This window comes from Affinundibacterium baiyunense, from assembly GCF_018139645.1.
Lineage (GTDB): Bacteria > Pseudomonadota > Gammaproteobacteria > Burkholderiales > Burkholderiaceae_D > Undibacterium > Undibacterium baiyunense.
Genome location: NZ_JAGSPM010000005.1, coordinates 121,335 through 138,745, shown reverse-complemented (window position 1 = coordinate 138,745; position 17,411 = coordinate 121,335). Strand labels below are relative to the sequence as shown.

Here is a 17,411-nt window from a genome sequence, read left to right as displayed (position 1 = left end):
CAAATCATGAATACCTAGATCAATCGATATTGATCTACTACGAATGAGACTAGATAGTACTGAGATAGTTCGCAATAATGGTCTTGGTATCGGCAACGACAATATCTGATTCAGTAGTAATCAGATTTGTCCAAACCCAATTGTGGTGCTCGACAATAGCATCAGCTTTCAAATGCGGTCTGTCGCCAGTTGTATGCGCATCTGCGGCAACTATCACTGGCAACTGATTGCTCACCGCAGATCGTACTGTCGTATCAACACAGAAATCGGTAGCTGCTCCACAAAAAATAACACGCTGAGTACCGAACGCGAGTATTTGATTCAACAAATTAGTTTTATAAAATGCATCACATAAAGTCTTATGTACAAAAGTATCTGTCACTTGTTGTGCTATATCCGCATGAATTTGCCAACCCTCACTACCTTCTTCAAGACCTTCCGCCGCATCACCATTGTGTTGAACATGAATTACCTTGCCACCCGACGAGCGCGTAGCATCTATCAACTGATTAATATTTGAAATGACCAAGTCCTGCTTAAAGCGAGGTGTTTCAAACAAAGCTTTTTGCATATCAATTACCACTAACACATTCATCGTTTATCCTAAATTTAGAAACTCTCAAATCAACAATTTAAACGTCCACTAATTTGCTGCAATCACTATCTAACAAGCTCTCAAAATATCCCGTACAACAAATTTCATTTTTTCATATAACGTGACAATCAAGCTTTCTGTAAAAATGTTATTCCTCGAAGAAAACCTATACGTAACAACTTGCGCATTAAGCTCAAGTTATCTAACTGTGAGACGAATCCATACCCTTCCTCAATTAACTTCTTAGATTTATTACGTGTTTAACTTAGACCAGTTAGACCGCCAAATTCCAAATCAAACCATCGGAATTAAACTTGGGGGCAAATAAAAAGTGTAATACTCTGCGTCGGCTAGATCCTCGAGATTTCGACGATGAATGCAGTAGAGTAGGTCGCATCACAAGCACATCGCCAATATCCGCCAGACATCGAACCAAGCCATTACGTTCACGAATGCTCAACGACTGGGCCACGTTCAAACGTCCCAAACCATGCGACCCAGGCACAACACAAAGCGGCCCGTCATCATCCTCACAACGATCAAGATGCACTCGCACGGCTACGAGCTTTTCGAGCAAAGCTGCTGGTGCATGCACGAACGTGCCACCGGCCTTGAGAGAGAAACCCGACCAACTTAGATCCACACACCCAGGTAATACTGGCACACTCAAGTCCTGATGCAAGCCCACCAGCCAGTTTCTAGAGGCAGACTTCTCGAACAAAGTGCATTGGATAGCAACGTAGTCTTCTGGTATAAGCGACTGAGCCACTAGTAAGCTTCGCAGTTGCGTAGCCAAGCTCCTACACCACTCATCAACCAACACTTCACGATCACCCGCCTTACCCTCTTGCGAGACTGAACAGCAGGCGACAAGCTCTGCCACCCGCTCCCTAGTTAAAGCGTTCTGAAGCAAGATGAAGCCGTTCTCGGCAAAATGTGCTGCAGGCATACTGATTTAAATACTAGCGCCGGAGCACGACGCTAACTTGCATGCAGCGAGTTCCATTGAAGCAGATGCCTAAAAGGTTTTTAGTCATGAGGAATTCCAAAAAGAGTCAGCGTAGTTTGATCTGGAGTCCCCTTAAATGCCAACGCATTAATTTCAAGATTGCCCACGACGCTATATATTCTTGAAAAGCCTGCTTTCTGAAGTGCATTCAATAGCGATTTCTGTGTAAAACCAGTTTTATGGGCAAAAAATTCTTGACCGCTTCGCTCAATTTCAACGCTATAACCATACAGAACGTCGAGTACCATAATCGGTCCAGCTGGTGAGTGGTAGAGTGTGTCATCAATATCTAGGCCCCGCTCTATAGTGGTGCGCATCACTTCGTAGATGTCTGGTACACGGATATGTGCAAACCCTCCATCCTTCAAAACATGTAAGAATCCCGATAGAACCTTCTGCACATCGTGGCGATAGTAATGCTCGAGATTATGCGAACAATAAACTCCATCAAATTGGCCTGCGTCAAGAGTTGAAAGTTTACGTGCATCACACACAATATCTGGCGAACCTCTGGGGTCGATATCTAGTAACAAATGCTCAAACTCGGCATACTGAGGAGGCAACGGTATTGCCTTACTGTTACCTCCGACGTTTAAAACTCGTTTCATTTTCCATCCCTCTTGCTTACTCAAAATGACGTGACTTTACGCCTAGCGAAGCTAAATAATTGAGCAGTCCAACAAAATGCCGATCATTCTGAAGTTATCACAGGATTAGCAAAATTTAAATTCATAAGCAGCAATGTGCCACAAAGCTTCTATTTGAGGCAAGTACGCGGCTAAACATGTGCCACCGCGTATTCACTTTTGCTCGCTGCCCGAACTATGTACCTACGCAGCCAAAATAAATTGATGCTGACTACAGAGAGCGGCAACCGCAGAATGGCTTTAAATCACGCCTTTAGGTATGACCATTTTGGTGTTTTCATTATTCGTCACATTACTCTTACGAGCATTAGTACTAATCGATTGCTAGACGATCTACGAAGCTGGGCACTGAAAGTGCAAGGTCGAACTAACCACAATAAAACAGCCTGCGCACTAGCCAACAAACTGGCCCGCATTTGCTACGCGACACTGCGTGATGGTGAAGACTATGGAACCGTACAACGCATGAATAAAAAATTAGTAAGGACTTCGTATGCAGTGCCAGCTTAAATTAACAAATTAGGAATTGAGAGCATGATTTCCCACCAGCCTTTGCGTAGAGATTAATCACCCATCATGGCACAACGTAACGCAACCAGATCATTGAACGCCGATGATATTTAAACTGCGCTTCCGGCAGCTTCACGCCTGCCCGATGTTTCTTAATCTAGCGAGTGGCGCAATCATCACGCAGATTCCATGTCGGCACGGAACACAATAGATTCCACATTAGATGCCGGATATACGACTGCAGGCTTATTCTACACGCCAAATCTATTGATTAATTTCTTGTACTTTTGGGGGAAATCTACATAAGAATGTTTAAGCCACACGCGCTAGAACCTGACATTGTTGGTTCGTTCCACTTCGGTTCGAACCCTCGGCGCACTTACCCAACTGAAGACCGAGTTCAGCTCTGCCACGATGGATTCGGCGGGGACCGTCTTTCCGTCTGGCAGTTTGAGTGACTCGGTTGAATGGGCATCGCTGGCGAGTACCAAATGATAGCCACGCTCAAGGGCGGCATATGCAGTAGACCGAATGCACCAGTTCGTGAGTGCTCCAGCAAGAACCAGCCTTGATGCACCCAATGCTCTCAAGCGCTTCTCCAGATCCGTGCCTGCGAAGGATGAGTTGTACTTCTTGTGAATGATCAGCTCCTCCGAGGTGGGCACGAAGTTTGGCAAGAGCTTCCAGTTCGCAGAACCGAACTTCAGTTCATCGTTGTCCGAGTGCTGAACCCAAATCACGGGTACCCCGGCAGATCTGGCCTTGCTCACAAGTTTCTCGATATTATTAACGACGCGCTGCGACTCCCAGACAGAGGACATAACGCCGACTTGGGCGTCTACGATCAGCAGCGCCGACTTGGTGAGTGCGGGTTGCGACACGAGCTTTGCTTCCTGAGCGAAAGCAAAGAACGGGCAAAACGTTGTAAGCAAATATATGGCGAAGCGGTGTGGATGCAGCATAAGAAAGACTCCCCGAGCGGCTTAACGTCGAACTAAGCGACAGTTGCGATGCTTGAGCGATTTGTTATATTTTTATTTTTGCTCACTGAGATACTTCATAATGAATTCTTCCAAGGTATTTGCATAAAGGTTGCATTCCATTTTTTCATGATCAGAGAAGCCTACAGAAAATTCCTTTGCGTCTGGAGTAATAACATAATAATCACCACAACCATTTTTACCAATAATTAAATAGCGCTCAGGCCACACTTCACCAAAGTAACCGTTTTCTCTAACTTCTCGATTTTCTTCTATGATTTCATCTGCGTCATCAAGCAACCCAAAATCAGGGGCATCAGAATCCAATAATTCTGAGGGGTACCTAATAATCACATCGACATAACACGCTGGAAAAGTAAGCCCAATTTCTTTTTCAATTCTTTCAATGTCATTCGGTGTCATGGGGTTGCTCGGAAAATATAACGTTCGAATTAACGGGCGGGCCGAAGGCCAGTCCCGTTGAATGAGGGGTTAGGCGTTTGCGAGCAGCTTGGCCAGCATGTTCTTTTTGGCTTTATCTGGCTTGTGCGGAACATATGCCTCCAGAGCGACGAGAAGTTCTGACCAGTGTGTGAGAAACGGTTTGTCTGTTTGCAACTTTGCTTTGCCCTCAGCCCACTTTTTCTCGCACTCTAAAAGCATGTTGCGAATTCGATGTGACTCGGCCCAACATGCTGCGCATAGCAATCGTTGCTGATCGATGCTCGCCTTTTTAACCTCGTACGTGTATTGCTGATCTTGTGCTGTAAACACGCATTCAGCTTTGCAGTGCCAGCACTTGTACGGCTTGTCGGTGTACTCGCGCCTGAATTCGTACGCGACGGACTGCTTTGATTTTTCGGACCAAGCTTCCGGGTTTGCTGGAACTGATGTGGGTCTGTCGCGGCTCTTCATACGAAACGTCTAACGTGGAGCTATCCGGAACTGCGCTTGAAGCACAAGAACCGAAGAGCAAATGGTAAATGAAAAGTTGAACGTCGATACATTACTATGTGCAGTTTCCGAGATGAGCGTTAGGTTAAATTGCTTTTTCACTTCTAGCTTTCCAGATTTTCAGGCTTGTCTGCGCTTGAATAACTTTTACACGCTCTGCAATAGAGCAATCCTTTTGCAGGATCATTTTTCGTATCACTTGCGAGCTTCAAAAATAACAACACACCAATGACGGCCCCTGCAATGATCGCGATTCCATGCTCACCAACACCTAAAGCGGAAACTATACATACCAGAAGACCTGCGCCAACCCATCCAAAAATCTCTCCAATAAACCACGGTACCTTACGAAGTGGTTCCATATAAATCAGTTCTCCCGAACATTCTGGACAACTGCGCAATAGTTTCTTTGGCATGTAATTTAACGCCGAGCTAAGCGGCAGTTTTTAAGTTGTGTTTTTGTGGAATACTTTTGCGAAGCAAAACCACAAAAGCGCGACTTAAAAACTGTCCAGCCACGCAGTGGCGATGCTTGAGCGATTTGTTATGCATTTTCAAATTCAGCAATAATTTCATTGCTTTGGTTTTTTGATGATATATGCAACAAAACAACATTTTCAAGATCATGTTCTGGGTGGCTTATTGTATGTTTAAGAAAAAACATAGCCTCTTCTAACGGTTCATTTTCATGCCACGTTGTTAATACGAAACGCTCAGACGGTGGTTGATTGTAATTAAACATTTCAATGCTGGCGTAATCAACGGAGTCATCCCATGAACTACAACTGATACCCCATGCGCACATAACTACGCAACCGGATTTCACAAGCCACATACTTATTTCTTCTTGTCTTGCTTGAGAAACGTTTTCAGAAATTATGACTAAGCACTTAAACGGATATAAATGCTCAATTAAAGGTAGCGCTTCTTGCTCTTTTACTTGAATGTAATTCATTCTTTCCCTTGATTTGCATAACGCCCAAGGTAAGCGGCGCCGGAGCACCGAAGGTGCGGAGGGTACCAACACTGGCCATGAAGATGGCGAAGCCATGGCCAGTGTTGGCGTCCGCTTGACCGCCCAGTTAGGCTGGGGTGCGAAGGCACAGTGTTGCAAATGCATGATGAGCCTATTGTGCAAACTCATGCTTTTGGCGAACGAGTGTGCGGAGATTTTTCAACTTGCGGGGTGTTCGTTCTCGCCACATGATTTCTGCACCGTCCTCAAGTTCTTCGTAAATGGGCAGGACTTCTGTTATGCCTTCAAAGACCCATTGCACATCAACCCCTTCAGCTCCGCCTTTGTAGGGATGAGAGGCTTCCTTAGCAATGGCAACGGTTTTGTCATAAGCCTCTTCGATTGAGTTGGCTCTAACCAAGACCGTGTTTTCCCAGGAAAGAAATTTTGCTTCTGCGTCTTCCCTGTGAGTCCACGCCAACTCTACAAAGCGAAGCAAGTATGAGCACACGTACCAGCCCACGGGCGAGATGTTTTTGTCGTACATGTCCGATGTCATTTCGAAAAATGAGAGGCCTAACGCTGAGCTGATCGGAACTGCGCACAGCGCACAGTAATCGAAGAGCAGATGATTGAAAAAATGCTGAACGTTGAAACGCCAAAATGTGCAGTTTCTGCGTCGAGCGCCATGTTAGGTATCGACTTTCCCCGTATGAGTTTCTTGCTGTAAGTGTTTGCTTATCATGAACAAAACAAGAATTAGACACTAACCTCTTCCGTTGAATTTCTTGAGACATTTGAACGTTGATGATAATCGCCCCAATACTGTTCAACCACCTTTACTAACTCGTCAAATTCGATATTCAGATTACCGACTACGATTCCAAAAGCACTCGGATATCCAAACCTATCTCCCGTGCTAGCGAGAACCCGCCGAATTTTTGTTCTGGATTGAAGGTATTTCTCGGGATCAAAAAGAACAATAAACATCATGGCCGTTTGTTCTGGTTGTGCAACTTCTATTGCCTTTATGTCAGACCAAGCCACAAAGCCATTCTGCCATGTCGCCGAATGATCAGTGAGACCATTCTTGTCGATAATTAAACCAGGGGTCTTACTCACCAGCCTCAGACCGAAAGGTAAAATAGTTGCTGCAATAAGAAGTAGCAATGTGCCCATTGCAATGTGAAACAAACGCAAGCCCGACACGTTCGCTTCTTGTCCAGATGTGAGGAACCACCACCCCATGAAGATTATGCCGCCCATCAGTGCCAACCACAGAAATGTGAGCTTTCCTTTTTTCAGACTGATCTCGACTGATTCCATAATTCGTTGATGCCTAACGTTGGAGGTAAGGGGCTGCGGCGCGAAAGCGACTGCCCGGAGAAGCCACGCCGGTTCCGCAGTCCCGCTTGACCGAAGGGTTAGGCATTAGACAGCTCCAGGATTGGTTGCAAACGTTCTCGAAAATTTCCGTAGATATCTTCATCGGCGTCGAAATGCACCTGGTTGTTGGCAACAAAGTCGATGCACGGGGAAAGTGTTTTTAGAACTGCTTTAACGCTACCGGGATCTCGTTCTTCTCGAACCAAGAGTAAATCAATAAACGCACTTGCAGAATCAGAATCTCCTGCCGCCTTTTCGGACAAAACAAAGGTTGAAAAAGCCTGAACGTAATATTGAAACACCGGGCGGGGAGCGAACATCAATTCATCCATACGCTCAATCGAGTGGCCCTGTCCGAAAAACCTTTGGACTTCCTCAATGGACTTTCCGAAGAACAGACCATGCATGTACTTCACGTCAAGGTCAGCTTCGTATCCATACCAAGCTGACTCATCCGGGATTTTGGTGAAGGCCGCGACCATATATGCCTAACTAGATATAGACGGCGAAATGACGGGCGAAAAAGCAACTTGTCGCATAATACTTTTCATAGATCCTCTACAAAGTCTTTTGTACATTAGCTTTCCAGATTTATACTGTATATTTGTACAGTATTAAAATTTCTACAGAAAGCGTCATTGCAATGGAGCTGCATTCTACCAAGCTTCTTGATCGTGTCAAGGAAGCAATTCGCTATAAGCATTACAGCTTGCGCACTGAGAAAGTCTATGTGTATTGGTGCCGCTATTTCATCCGATTTCACAAGTTGCGCCACCCAACCGAGATGGGAGCACCAGAAGTCGAGGCCTTCCTGAGCTATTTAGCAAACCATAAGCAAGTGTCCCCTTCCACTCATCGTCAAGCGCTCTCTGCCATTTTATTTATGTATAAAGTGGTTCTTTGTATCGATTTACCTTGGCTAAAAGAGATCGGCCAACCAAAGACTGCACGGCGCTTGCCTGTCGTGCTGTCGGTTGATGAAGTTCGGGCGATCTTTTCTCGTTTATCTGGCGAACACCTTTTATTAGCGCAACTTCTATATGGCACCGGCATGCGTATCAATGAGGCGCTACAACTACGAGTGAAAGACATCGACTTCCTTCATAAAACCATCATTGTAAGAGCTGGTAAAGGGAACAAAGATCGCGCTTTAATGTTGCCGCTAAGCTTAATCGAACACATAAAGGCACAGCTAATTCATTCCAAGACACTCTGGACAAAAGACCGCGCAAACAATCAGTCTGGGGTTGAAATGCCTTATGCGCTCGAAAGAAAATATCCATCTGCTGGGCAAACTTGGGCGTGGCACTGGGTATTTCCTCAAGCGACTGTCTCTGTTGATCCACGCAGCAAAGTCATTCGTCGCCATCATCTTTATGACCGCACGTTTCAACGCGCTTTTAAGCTAGCCAAGGAGGCTGCGCAGATTCATAAACCCGCCTCACCCCATACTCTACGACATTCATTTGCGACACATTTGCTTCAATCAGGTTACGATATTCGAACAGTCCAAGAGCTTTTGGGTCACGCAGACGTGAGTACGACCATGATCTATACCCACGTCTTAAAAATTGGAGGCGCTGGCGTCAAGAGTCCAATGGATAACCTAACAATCTAGGACAAAGCCGAAAAAAACGCCTCCTTTAGCGTACAGCTTAGTCCCGCACAGCTCCAAAAAAATTAAGCTAAGCCCATGATTTTTAAAATAAAACCGCCATTTTCAACTTTCTTCCTTGAAAAAGCCCCCCCCCGCCCATATAATTAGCACTCAGCGAGAGAGAGTGCTAACAATGCAGATTCAGTATCCCTGATCGACTTGTTTGCAATTTTCTCTAGCAAGAATTTTTTAGCGAAATAAGACTTGAAAAGATTTGCGCTGTTCTTACTTAGTGCGCTGGACGTACTTAGTCGAGCAAAGCTGGATAGGTTTAAGTCATTTATTTTGCAATTTTATTTACTTTGGTAATTTTACTTTTGTAATTTTTTTAGGAGTTAGTATGAATCTTCGTCCCCTGCACGATCGCATTATCGTTAAACGTTTGGATCAAGAAACAAAAACAGCATCCGGTATCGTTTTGCCTGACGCGGCAGCTGAGAAACCAGATCAAGGTGAAGTACTGGCTGTAGGTAACGGCAAGGTATTGGACAACGGTACTGTGCGCGCTTTGGAAGTCAAAGTGGGCGACCGCGTATTGTTCGGTAAATATTCTGGTCAAGCTGTCAAAGTTGATGGCAATGAAGTATTGGTTATGCGCGAAGAAGATATTTTCGCAATCGTCCAAAAATAATGTGAACGCCTGATTAAGCTACTGCGCGACCGAATTTTGAACCTGCGATGCTCATCGTACCTGCGTACGATTGCGCTTCTCGATTCAAACTTCAATCGCTCGCTACGCTTACTCAGCCATTCAAAAAACACATTCGAATTTGCGCTTCTTTTTTGCGCGGATTTAACAAACAAATTCAGAATTTCATCCTTATTCGGAGAATATAAACATGGCAGCTAAACAAGTCGTATTTGGCGATGACGCACGTGCAAAAGTGGTTAACGGTGTTAACGTTTTGGCGAATGCAGTGAAAGTTACTTTGGGCCCTAAAGGTCGTAACGTTGTGTTGGAACGCTCTTATGGCGCGCCAACCGTAACTAAAGACGGTGTGTCTGTTGCGAAAGAAATCGAGTTGAAAGACAAGCTCGAAAACATGGGTGCACAATTGGTGAAAGAAGTTGCTTCTCGCACTTCTGACAACGCAGGTGACGGTACAACAACAGCGACAGTATTGGCACAAGCAATCGTTCGCGAAGGCTTCAAATACGTTGCAGCGGGTTTCAACCCAACTGATTTGAAACGCGGTATCGACAAAGCAGTGACAGCATTGGTCGCTGAGATCAAAACTTTGTCTCGCCCAACAGCGACTAACAAAGAAATCGCACAAGTTGGTTCTATCTCTGCTAACTCCGACCAAAACATCGGTGACATCATTGCTAAAGCAATGGACAAAGTAGGCAAAGAAGGTGTGATCACTGTTGAAGACGGTAAGTCTTTGGACAATGAATTGGATATCGTAGAAGGTATGCAATTTGACCGTGGTTACTTGTCTCCATACTTCATCAACAATCCAGAAAAACAATCTGTGATTTTGGAAAACCCATTCATCTTGTTGTTCGACAAGAAGATCTCCAACATCCGTGACTTGCTCCCAGTATTGGAACAAGTAGCAAAAGCAGGTCGTCCATTATTGATCATTGCTGAAGACGTAGATGGCGAAGCATTGGCAACTTTGGTTGTTAACAACATCCGTGGCATCTTGAAAACAGCAGCTGTGAAAGCACCTGGTTTCGGTGATCGTCGTAAAGCGATGTTGGAAGATATCGCGATTTTGACAGGTGGTAATGTGATCGCTGAAGAAGTTGGTTTGACTTTGGAAAAAGCAACTTTGCAAGATTTGGGTCAAGCAAAACGCGTAGAAATCGGCAAAGAAAACACCACAGTGATCGACGGCGCAGGTCAAGCGATCAACATCGAAGCACGTGTAAAACAAATCCGTGCACAGATCGAAGAAGCGACATCTGACTACGATCGCGAAAAATTGCAAGAACGCGTAGCGAAATTGGCTGGCGGTGTTGCAGTGATCAAAGTGGGTGCGGCTACTGAAGTTGAAATGAAAGAGAAAAAAGCACGCGTAGAAGACGCATTGCACGCAACACGTGCTGCGGTTGAAGAAGGCGTGGTTCCTGGTGGTGGCGTTGCTTTGTTGCGTGCTCGTGCAGCAGCTGGCGTGATCAAAGGCGACAATGCTGATCAAGACGCAGGTATCAAGTTGGTGTTGAAAGCGATCGAAGCGCCATTGCGTGAAATCGTTGCGAATGCTGGTGGCGAAGCAAGTGTTGTAATCAATGCAGTGGTTGGTGGTTCTGGTAACTATGGCTTCAATGCAGCGAACGACACATACGGCGATATGATTGAAATGGGTATTCTCGATCCAGCTAAAGTAACACGCTCAGCATTGCAAAACGCAGCGTCTGTTGCTGGCTTGATTTTGACAACTGATGCATTGGTTGCAGAATTGCCAGAAGACAAACCAGCTGCTGGCGGCATGGGTGGTCACGATATGGGCGGTATGGGTGGTATGGGCGGCATGATGTAATTTGCCGTAACCGAAACTGAACCTCGCGTTCTACGTTCTGTTGTAAAAAGCCTCGTTACTTCGGTAGCGAGGCTTTTTTATTGGCGCGTCGATAAGTGGTTGCGTATGAGCATGGTGGTGACGTGGTTGGCGCACGGATGTGAAGTAAGAATGCTGCTGTCTACTAGTTAGATCGTACAAGTGTGCTTTCAAGTTTGCGCTTAACTCGCTTTAGAGTTGCTTTTTAAATGCTTTAAAGTTATTCAAAAATTGTTTGAATCTTCCAAAATCTTGCTTGAATTTCTTGACAGCACAATAACAGCCCTAGATACTTCTCGAACAATAAAAACGTGGAGATACCAGTGGCGATTCAACAGCTTAATGAAGAGCAAGTTAAATCTTGGTCGCGTCACCAAAAAGATCAATGGTGGCTGAATAATGTCTATCGCGGTGATATGGCGCAGTTAAGTTGGCGCTCTGGTTTGACTGGCTTTTTACTTGGCGGCATCCTATCAGCAACCGCCTTGTATATCGGCGCAAAAACTGGCATCTCGATTGGGGTGAATCTGATCTCGGTGATTTTGGCCTTTGGTTTATTTAAAGCCTTAGAAAATATTGGACTCGCCAATAACTTCACCATCCTTGAAAACAATTGCACCCAGTCGATCGCGACCTCTGCTGGCTATATGACGATGCCCTTGGTCGCATGTTTGCCTGCTTACATGATGATTACCAAGATCATTCCAAGCTGGTGGCAAATGCTGATTTGGATGGTGATTATTGCGATCTTGGGTGTTCTGCTCGCCTTCCCGCTCAAACGTCGTTTTATCAACGAAGATCAACTCCCCTTCCCCGAAGGCAATGCTTGTGGCGTGGTACTCGACACGCTGTACAACGGCGATGCGCAGAGCGGTTTGTTCAAAGCCAAATTATTGGCAAAAGTCGGTTTGTGGACTGCTGCCTTACAAGTCATCTTGAGTGACGGTTGGATGAGGCTGATCCAATTTAAGATCCTCCGTATGGATCAATGGGCAGGCTTAACAGAACCTTGGCACTTAAAAGAACGCCTCGACACCTATTATTATTTGGCGGCGGTGAAATATGAATTGTGGATACCGAAAATCTTAGGTGTCGATTTCCGCACCTTAGGATTACGATTAACGCTCGATGCAGCAATGTTGGGTGTAGGTGCGCTAATGGGGATTCGTGTTGCGACCAGTTGCTTAATTGGCGCGATTCTCAATTTTGCGATTCTCGGCCCTATCATGATCAATCGCGGGGAGATCGCACCGCGCGTTGGTTTAGATGGACAAATCGTGCCCTTATCACGCGTCGAAATTTTGAATCAATGGTCTTTGTGGTGGGGCATCATCATCATGGTAGTCGCCGCCTTAATCAGCTTATTCGCCAAGCCAGAAATTTTTAAAGGCTGGTCTCGCCTATTCAAGCCGGAAGCCAAGCCAGATACTTCCCAAGATGTGTTGGCACATATCGAAGTCCCTTTATGGATTTCGTATATTGGTGTGCCTATCTTTAGTTTATTAGGAGTATGGGCTACGCATAGTTTCTTTGGTGTGCCGTGGATGTTCGCATTTATTTCCCTCGCTTTGGTTTATCTGCTAACAGTGATCTGCATTAATTCTATGGCCTTGACCTCATGGATTCCGACCAGTGGTTTATCAAAAATCACGCAATTCTCCATGGGTGCTTTGGACCGGAGTAATCCCGCTACCAACTTGATTCCAGCCGGGATGTCGGCAGAAGTCGCCTCTAGTGCAGCCAGCTTATTGTCTGACATAAAACCTGGCTACATGCTTGGCGGTAAACCACGACACCAAGTGCTAGGCCATGTGATAGGAATTTTCTCGGGCACCTTGGCGTGTATCCCTGTCTACTTCTTATTGTTCTTACCTGCCGATGCGAATGGCGTCAGAGATACGGCAAAAATTGTGTCCGATCAGTTCGCCTTCCCTGCCGCAATGCAATGGAAAGGCGTTGCCGAATTAATCGGACATGGTTTTAGCAATTTATCGCATAGCGCAATCATCTCGATTATCGTGGCGGCAATCGCGGCGGTGGTATTTGAAACCGCCAGCATCATCAGTAAAGGCAAGTTCCCGATTTCTGCCATTTCGATAGGCTTGGGTGTCGTACTCCCACCTGAAGCGGTATTCACAATGTGGGTAGGTGCATTTGTGTTCTGGCTGATGGAAAGAAAACATAAAACCAGCCCCAAAGAAAGTCTCGGCCATAAAGTTTGGGTTGATGGCATGCAAGCTGTCGCAGCTGGACTATTAGCCGGCTCTGCTTTAATCGGTATTGGTAATGCACTTATCAATGTGGCGCTGTAAGCGACTAGTACATCGAGCGAGCGAGTAATAACGAGGCGCCAGATTCAGTAGATGCATCTGGCGCTATTTTTTTGTACGAACTAAATTATGTACGCCAAATTCCAGCTGCATTTGATTCAATCGATCAAACGCAGTCAATAATCGCCGCAATTCTTCATTGGCACTTTCTAACTGCATCAATGCGTAGGCACAGGCTTCTAAGCTAGATAATTGATCGGGCGCATGAGCGCGACGAATTTGATATCGCGAGGCGGGAACATCGCGTAAAGCATAACGTGGCAAGCTTTGCAGCAAAGGATTTTGCGCGAGCATCTGGCGACTTTGACGCCAACTAGCGTCGATCACGATTAGGCGAATCGGTTTAGTACAGCTAGTTTCCTTATTGCTTTTCGGGTTGAACGAATCAGTTACTCCACTCGCAATCGTATTATCTGGATACAACAAGATATTGGTTTTATTGTCTTGCGCTAGGCGTTGCTGCAATCGCTCAGCATCAAATTGCTCGCCTACCCAAATCGCGCTTTGTGGCAAACACATATGCAATAGTCGCGCGCTTCCTTTGATATGTTTAAGCTCGGCGGGATGCTGCAGAATCAAAACCTCAGTCGCGCAGGCGATGACTTCTACGCAAGCACAAATACAGGCACGCATGGGTCGCAAACAGACTGAACAAATTGGGCGCTTTGCTTCGATACTATTTGCTTCTATGTTATTCGCGTCGACTTCCGCTAGGTCGGCTACAGCCTTCGCCGCGCCTGTCTTATGTGGCTCTTGCTTTTTCAAGTGTGAAAATCTTTTACTTTGAAGCTTTCAACAAGTCTGCTAAGGCTGGAACCAAATCAGCAAACTCAAATTGAAATTGTTGGTTCAACAAACTCTGTGGCAACACTCTTTGCCCACCCAAAAGCAAATCAGAACGTTCGCCCATCGCCAATCGTAATACGAATGCCGGCGCAACAAACAAAGCTGGACGATGCAAAGTTTTGGCTAAGACTTTAGTAAATTCAGCATTGGTCACTGCGTTTGGCGCTGTCAAATTAAATGCGCCTTGCGCACTGGCATCGTCAAGCAAATGAAGCACCGCACGTAGGTAATCTTGGCTATGTATCCAACTCATCCATTGTCGTCCATTGCCTAGCTGGCTGCCTAAACCCAGTTGAAATGGCAGCAGCATTTTCTTCAATACGCCGCCCGTTTCATCGAGTACCAAACCAGTACGCAGTAGCACCACGCGCACGCCAAATGTCTGGGCAGCCTGTGCTGCTAATTCCCATTGCATACATAAATCAGCTGAAAAATCGTGTCCAGCGCCCGCTTCTTCTGTGAAGTTTTGCGTCTCATCAGTGCCATAAAAACCAATCGCCGAGCCACTCAATAAAACACGCGGCTTAACTTGGGCTTGCTGAATTTTTTCCACTAATTTTTCGGTGAGCCCAACTCGACTATCAAGCAAAATTTGACGTCGCTTGGTGGTCCAACGCGCGTCAATGATGGGTTCACCCGCCAAATTGATGATGGCATCAAAATGCATGCTTGGCATCCATTCGTCGAGACTGCGCATCGTGCGCACCGCAGCACCACAAATTTCTGCAACCAAGTGTGGACGACGACTCAATACCGTCACTTGTTCACCACGCGCTAAAAGTGCCGCGCATAAGCGACGGCCAATTAATCCAGTTCCGCCTGTAATTAAGATATGCATAAGGTACTCAATATGGTCTAGGTTACTCTAGCTTCACTATAGCTAGCCTGATCCAGCTAGCATCAATTCGATTTACTAATAGCAAAAAAACGCAGCTTATTCATGAATTTTTCGAACATCAAAACGCCGATGGAAGATTTTCCAAAATCCGCAATTTATCGCCAAAACTCCAAACGCGTTGAATTTCTATCACGTCATATTTTGCAGCCAAACCAGGAGGAAATGCCGCAAATGGTGCATTGGTCATAATGATGTTACGCGCTTTTTCATCTATCGATCTCAAACCACTGCTGCGCACAATCACTACTTCTTCAATACTACCGTCACTGCGCACCACCATGTTGACCAATACATTATGCTCGACATCACTTAGGGTACGTCGTTCATGAATCAGATTACCATTACGTTCAAGTTTTTGTTTTAAGCCATCGACATACATGCGTAGAGGAACTTCTTTGTCATACGCTCCCAAAAAACTACGACGACGTGAACGATTTTCATCAAGCAATTTGCCGTTCGATGGTGCCGATTTAAATAAATCGGAGTTACGTGCTTGCTCGCGCAAACGTGATGCCAGATCACCTTGCCCGGTACCATAGGCAAGACCTTTTCCAGTTTGCTCAATACCATTGCCGCCTCTTCCCTGCCCCTGCAAATCACGATTATTACCAACTGCGTTTTGACGCGCAGCGATAGCGGCTTCACGTTCTGCATTGGCGCGAGCGGCTGCTTCTGCCTGCGCTCTTTGTTCGGCCGCACGTTGCTCGCCTAATCGCTGTTCAGCCAAGCGTTGTTCCGCCAATTTCTGTTCAGCTAATCTCTGCTCCAATACCTTTTGCTCAGCAGCGCGTTGTTCTGCCAAACGCTGCTCTTGTATTTTTTGTTCTAAGGCTTTTTGTTCAGCCAGTTTTTGTTCTGCAATTTGTGCTTGGCGTTGTACTTCAATACGCTGAGCCTCTGCTTGCTGGCGTTGTCGTTCAGCGATTTCTAATGCGCGTCTTTGCTCAGCTTGTTCTTCTAATTGCTTTTGCCTTAATTGCGCTTGTGCCAAAGCTTCTTGCTTTTGCTGTTCTTGTTCCAAGGCGAGTTGACGCAAACGTTTTTGCTCTGCTTGTCGTCTCTGTTCTTCTTGCTTTAAGGTTTCTTGCGTCAACAATTCTTGTCGCTTTGCTTCTCTTAATGCTTCTTCTGCTGCCGCTTGTTCACGTTGTGCTAGCAAGCGTTGCTGCGCAAGTTGTTCTGCTTGTTGGCGCTTGATTTCCGCAGCTTGTTGCTGCATTTGCTGCTCCATCTGCGCCTTGAGTTTTTCTTCCGCTGCTTGAGCTAAGGTCTTTTGGGTTAACTCTTCCTGTATTTTTTGTTCAGCGCGTAAGCGTGCTTTTTCAGCTCTGTCTTGTTCTGCTCTGGCTTTTTCAGCACTCGCCTTCGCAATCGAATCTTGCGCAATTTTCTCTTGCTGTATTTTTTTCTGTTTGATTTCTTCTTGTCGTTTTTCCTCGGCGAGCAATTCTAATTCCGCATTTTTGTCGATGATTGCATCTTCTGGAATCGCCTCGATTTTCTGCTTCACTTCTTTTTTGTCTTCTGCTTGTCGCAGCAAATCTTCTTCACTCGTCAAAGGCACGACAAAGTCATCATGCACAACTAGATCTTGCGCAATGATGCGAGTCGGTGCTTGCGCTGGTGGCGGTACCCGTTTAACGCTCGGTGGTGGGGGTGAGCTTGGTTTTGACTTACTTTTTTTCTGCGGCTTCGCTTCAGCTACCGGAGTTGGTGCTTGAACCAATGGTGCGATTAATTGTATTCCCTTTGTTTCTTGCTTCGCTGATGCCTTAGGCTTTGAATCGGTTATAGCGTCGGTTACAGCCTTAGGTACTGGCGCTGGCAAGATCGGTGTTGGTAATTTAAATAACTCTGGCTTGGTAACCGCTGGCGTTGGTGGAACTGGCAGTACCTTTGGCGCGGGACTGGCGATTTGCACTTGCAAAGCGTCCATCGCTGTACGCTTTTCTTTCCATGGTGCTTCTAAACTAGGGAAGTCCAAACCAGGAATACCAAATTGCAAAGATAAAACGATGGCATGCACCAACAAAGAAACCACAATGCCACTGAACAAACGGCGATTGGCTAAAGCAGCATCGCTAATGTGTTCGGGTTCTTCGATGGTCGATTCAAAACGCATGCAAATTGATATTCA

Annotated in this window: 18 protein-coding genes; 4 read left to right on the top strand and 14 right to left on the bottom strand. The window is 45.8% G+C overall.

Annotated elements, in window-relative coordinates:
- Window positions 1–49: 49 nt before the first annotated feature.
- The 11 genes from KDM92_RS09915 to KDM92_RS09865 form a co-directional block, all read right to left on the bottom strand.
- On the bottom strand, window positions 50–595 hold the full coding sequence (locus tag KDM92_RS09915; RefSeq protein ID WP_212684194.1) for a cysteine hydrolase family protein: 546 nt from the start codon (window positions 593–595) through the stop codon (window positions 50–52).
- 274 nt (window positions 596–869) lie between these two features.
- Entirely contained in the window at window positions 870–1,544 is a 675-nt protein-coding gene (locus tag KDM92_RS09910) for a phytanoyl-CoA dioxygenase family protein (RefSeq protein WP_212684193.1), read from the bottom strand.
- Window positions 1,545–1,624: 80 nt separating this feature from the next.
- On the bottom strand, window positions 1,625–2,212 hold the full coding sequence (locus KDM92_RS09905; RefSeq protein WP_212684192.1) for a class I SAM-dependent methyltransferase: 588 nt from the start codon (window positions 2,210–2,212) through the stop codon (window positions 1,625–1,627).
- A gap of 875 nt (window positions 2,213–3,087) precedes the next feature.
- Window positions 3,088–3,723: a cysteine hydrolase family protein gene (locus KDM92_RS09900; RefSeq protein ID WP_212684191.1), complete on the bottom strand. Its 636-nt coding sequence runs from the start codon at window positions 3,721–3,723 to the stop codon at window positions 3,088–3,090.
- Between the two features lie 72 nt (window positions 3,724–3,795).
- Complete coding sequence (locus KDM92_RS09895; protein ID WP_212684190.1) at window positions 3,796–4,164, bottom strand: SMI1/KNR4 family protein; 369 nt, start codon at window positions 4,162–4,164, stop codon at window positions 3,796–3,798.
- A gap of 69 nt (window positions 4,165–4,233) precedes the next feature.
- Window positions 4,234–4,656: a zinc-ribbon domain containing protein gene (locus KDM92_RS09890; RefSeq protein ID WP_212684189.1), complete on the bottom strand. Its 423-nt coding sequence runs from the start codon at window positions 4,654–4,656 to the stop codon at window positions 4,234–4,236.
- Between the two features lie 143 nt (window positions 4,657–4,799).
- On the bottom strand, window positions 4,800–5,057 hold the full coding sequence (locus KDM92_RS09885; protein WP_212684188.1) for a hypothetical protein: 258 nt from the start codon (window positions 5,055–5,057) through the stop codon (window positions 4,800–4,802).
- Between the two features lie 182 nt (window positions 5,058–5,239).
- The gene (locus KDM92_RS09880) at window positions 5,240–5,650 is read right to left on the bottom strand and encodes a DUF7684 family protein (protein ID WP_212684187.1); all 411 of its coding nucleotides are present in this window, start codon (window positions 5,648–5,650) and stop codon (window positions 5,240–5,242) included.
- Between the two features lie 172 nt (window positions 5,651–5,822).
- Entirely contained in the window at window positions 5,823–6,197 is a 375-nt protein-coding gene (locus KDM92_RS09875) for a DUF4288 domain-containing protein (protein WP_212684186.1), read from the bottom strand.
- Window positions 6,198–6,409: 212 nt separating this feature from the next.
- The gene (locus tag KDM92_RS09870; protein WP_212684185.1) at window positions 6,410–6,976 is read right to left on the bottom strand and encodes an STM3941 family protein; all 567 of its coding nucleotides are present in this window, start codon (window positions 6,974–6,976) and stop codon (window positions 6,410–6,412) included.
- Between the two features lie 98 nt (window positions 6,977–7,074).
- The gene (locus KDM92_RS09865; protein ID WP_212684184.1) at window positions 7,075–7,518 is read right to left on the bottom strand and encodes a hypothetical protein; all 444 of its coding nucleotides are present in this window, start codon (window positions 7,516–7,518) and stop codon (window positions 7,075–7,077) included.
- 161 nt (window positions 7,519–7,679) lie between these two features.
- Here KDM92_RS09865 and KDM92_RS09860 point away from each other — a divergent pair, with 161 nt between their 5' ends.
- The 4 genes from KDM92_RS09860 (at window position 7,680) to KDM92_RS09845 (ending at window position 13,512) form a co-directional block, all read left to right on the top strand.
- Window positions 7,680–8,654: an integron integrase gene (locus KDM92_RS09860; RefSeq protein WP_212684183.1), complete on the top strand. Its 975-nt coding sequence runs from the start codon at window positions 7,680–7,682 to the stop codon at window positions 8,652–8,654.
- Between the two features lie 379 nt (window positions 8,655–9,033).
- Entirely contained in the window at window positions 9,034–9,324 is a 291-nt protein-coding gene (gene groES, locus KDM92_RS09855) for a co-chaperone GroES (RefSeq protein WP_189346449.1), read from the top strand.
- Between the two features lie 208 nt (window positions 9,325–9,532).
- Window positions 9,533–11,182 (top strand): chaperonin GroEL, encoded by a 1,650-nt coding sequence (gene groL / locus KDM92_RS09850; RefSeq protein ID WP_189346448.1) that lies wholly within the window; start codon window positions 9,533–9,535, stop codon window positions 11,180–11,182.
- A 341-nt stretch (window positions 11,183–11,523) separates the two neighbouring features.
- The gene (locus KDM92_RS09845) at window positions 11,524–13,512 is read left to right on the top strand and encodes an OPT family oligopeptide transporter (RefSeq protein ID WP_212684182.1); all 1,989 of its coding nucleotides are present in this window, start codon (window positions 11,524–11,526) and stop codon (window positions 13,510–13,512) included.
- 63 nt (window positions 13,513–13,575) lie between these two features.
- Here KDM92_RS09845 and KDM92_RS09840 read toward each other — a convergent pair whose 3' ends face one another.
- From KDM92_RS09840 to KDM92_RS09830, 3 genes are all read right to left on the bottom strand, one after another.
- Window positions 13,576–14,295 carry a tRNA-uridine aminocarboxypropyltransferase gene (locus KDM92_RS09840; protein WP_230408276.1) on the bottom strand — a complete coding sequence of 240 codons (720 nt, stop codon included), beginning with the start codon at window positions 14,293–14,295 and terminating at the stop codon, window positions 13,576–13,578.
- A 13-nt stretch (window positions 14,296–14,308) separates the two neighbouring features.
- Window positions 14,309–15,214 (bottom strand): TIGR01777 family oxidoreductase, encoded by a 906-nt coding sequence (locus KDM92_RS09835; RefSeq protein ID WP_212684181.1) that lies wholly within the window; start codon window positions 15,212–15,214, stop codon window positions 14,309–14,311.
- Window positions 15,215–15,332: 118 nt separating this feature from the next.
- On the bottom strand, window positions 15,333–17,396 hold the full coding sequence (locus KDM92_RS09830) for an energy transducer TonB (protein ID WP_212684180.1): 2,064 nt from the start codon (window positions 17,394–17,396) through the stop codon (window positions 15,333–15,335).
- Window positions 17,397–17,411 lie beyond the last annotated feature (15 nt).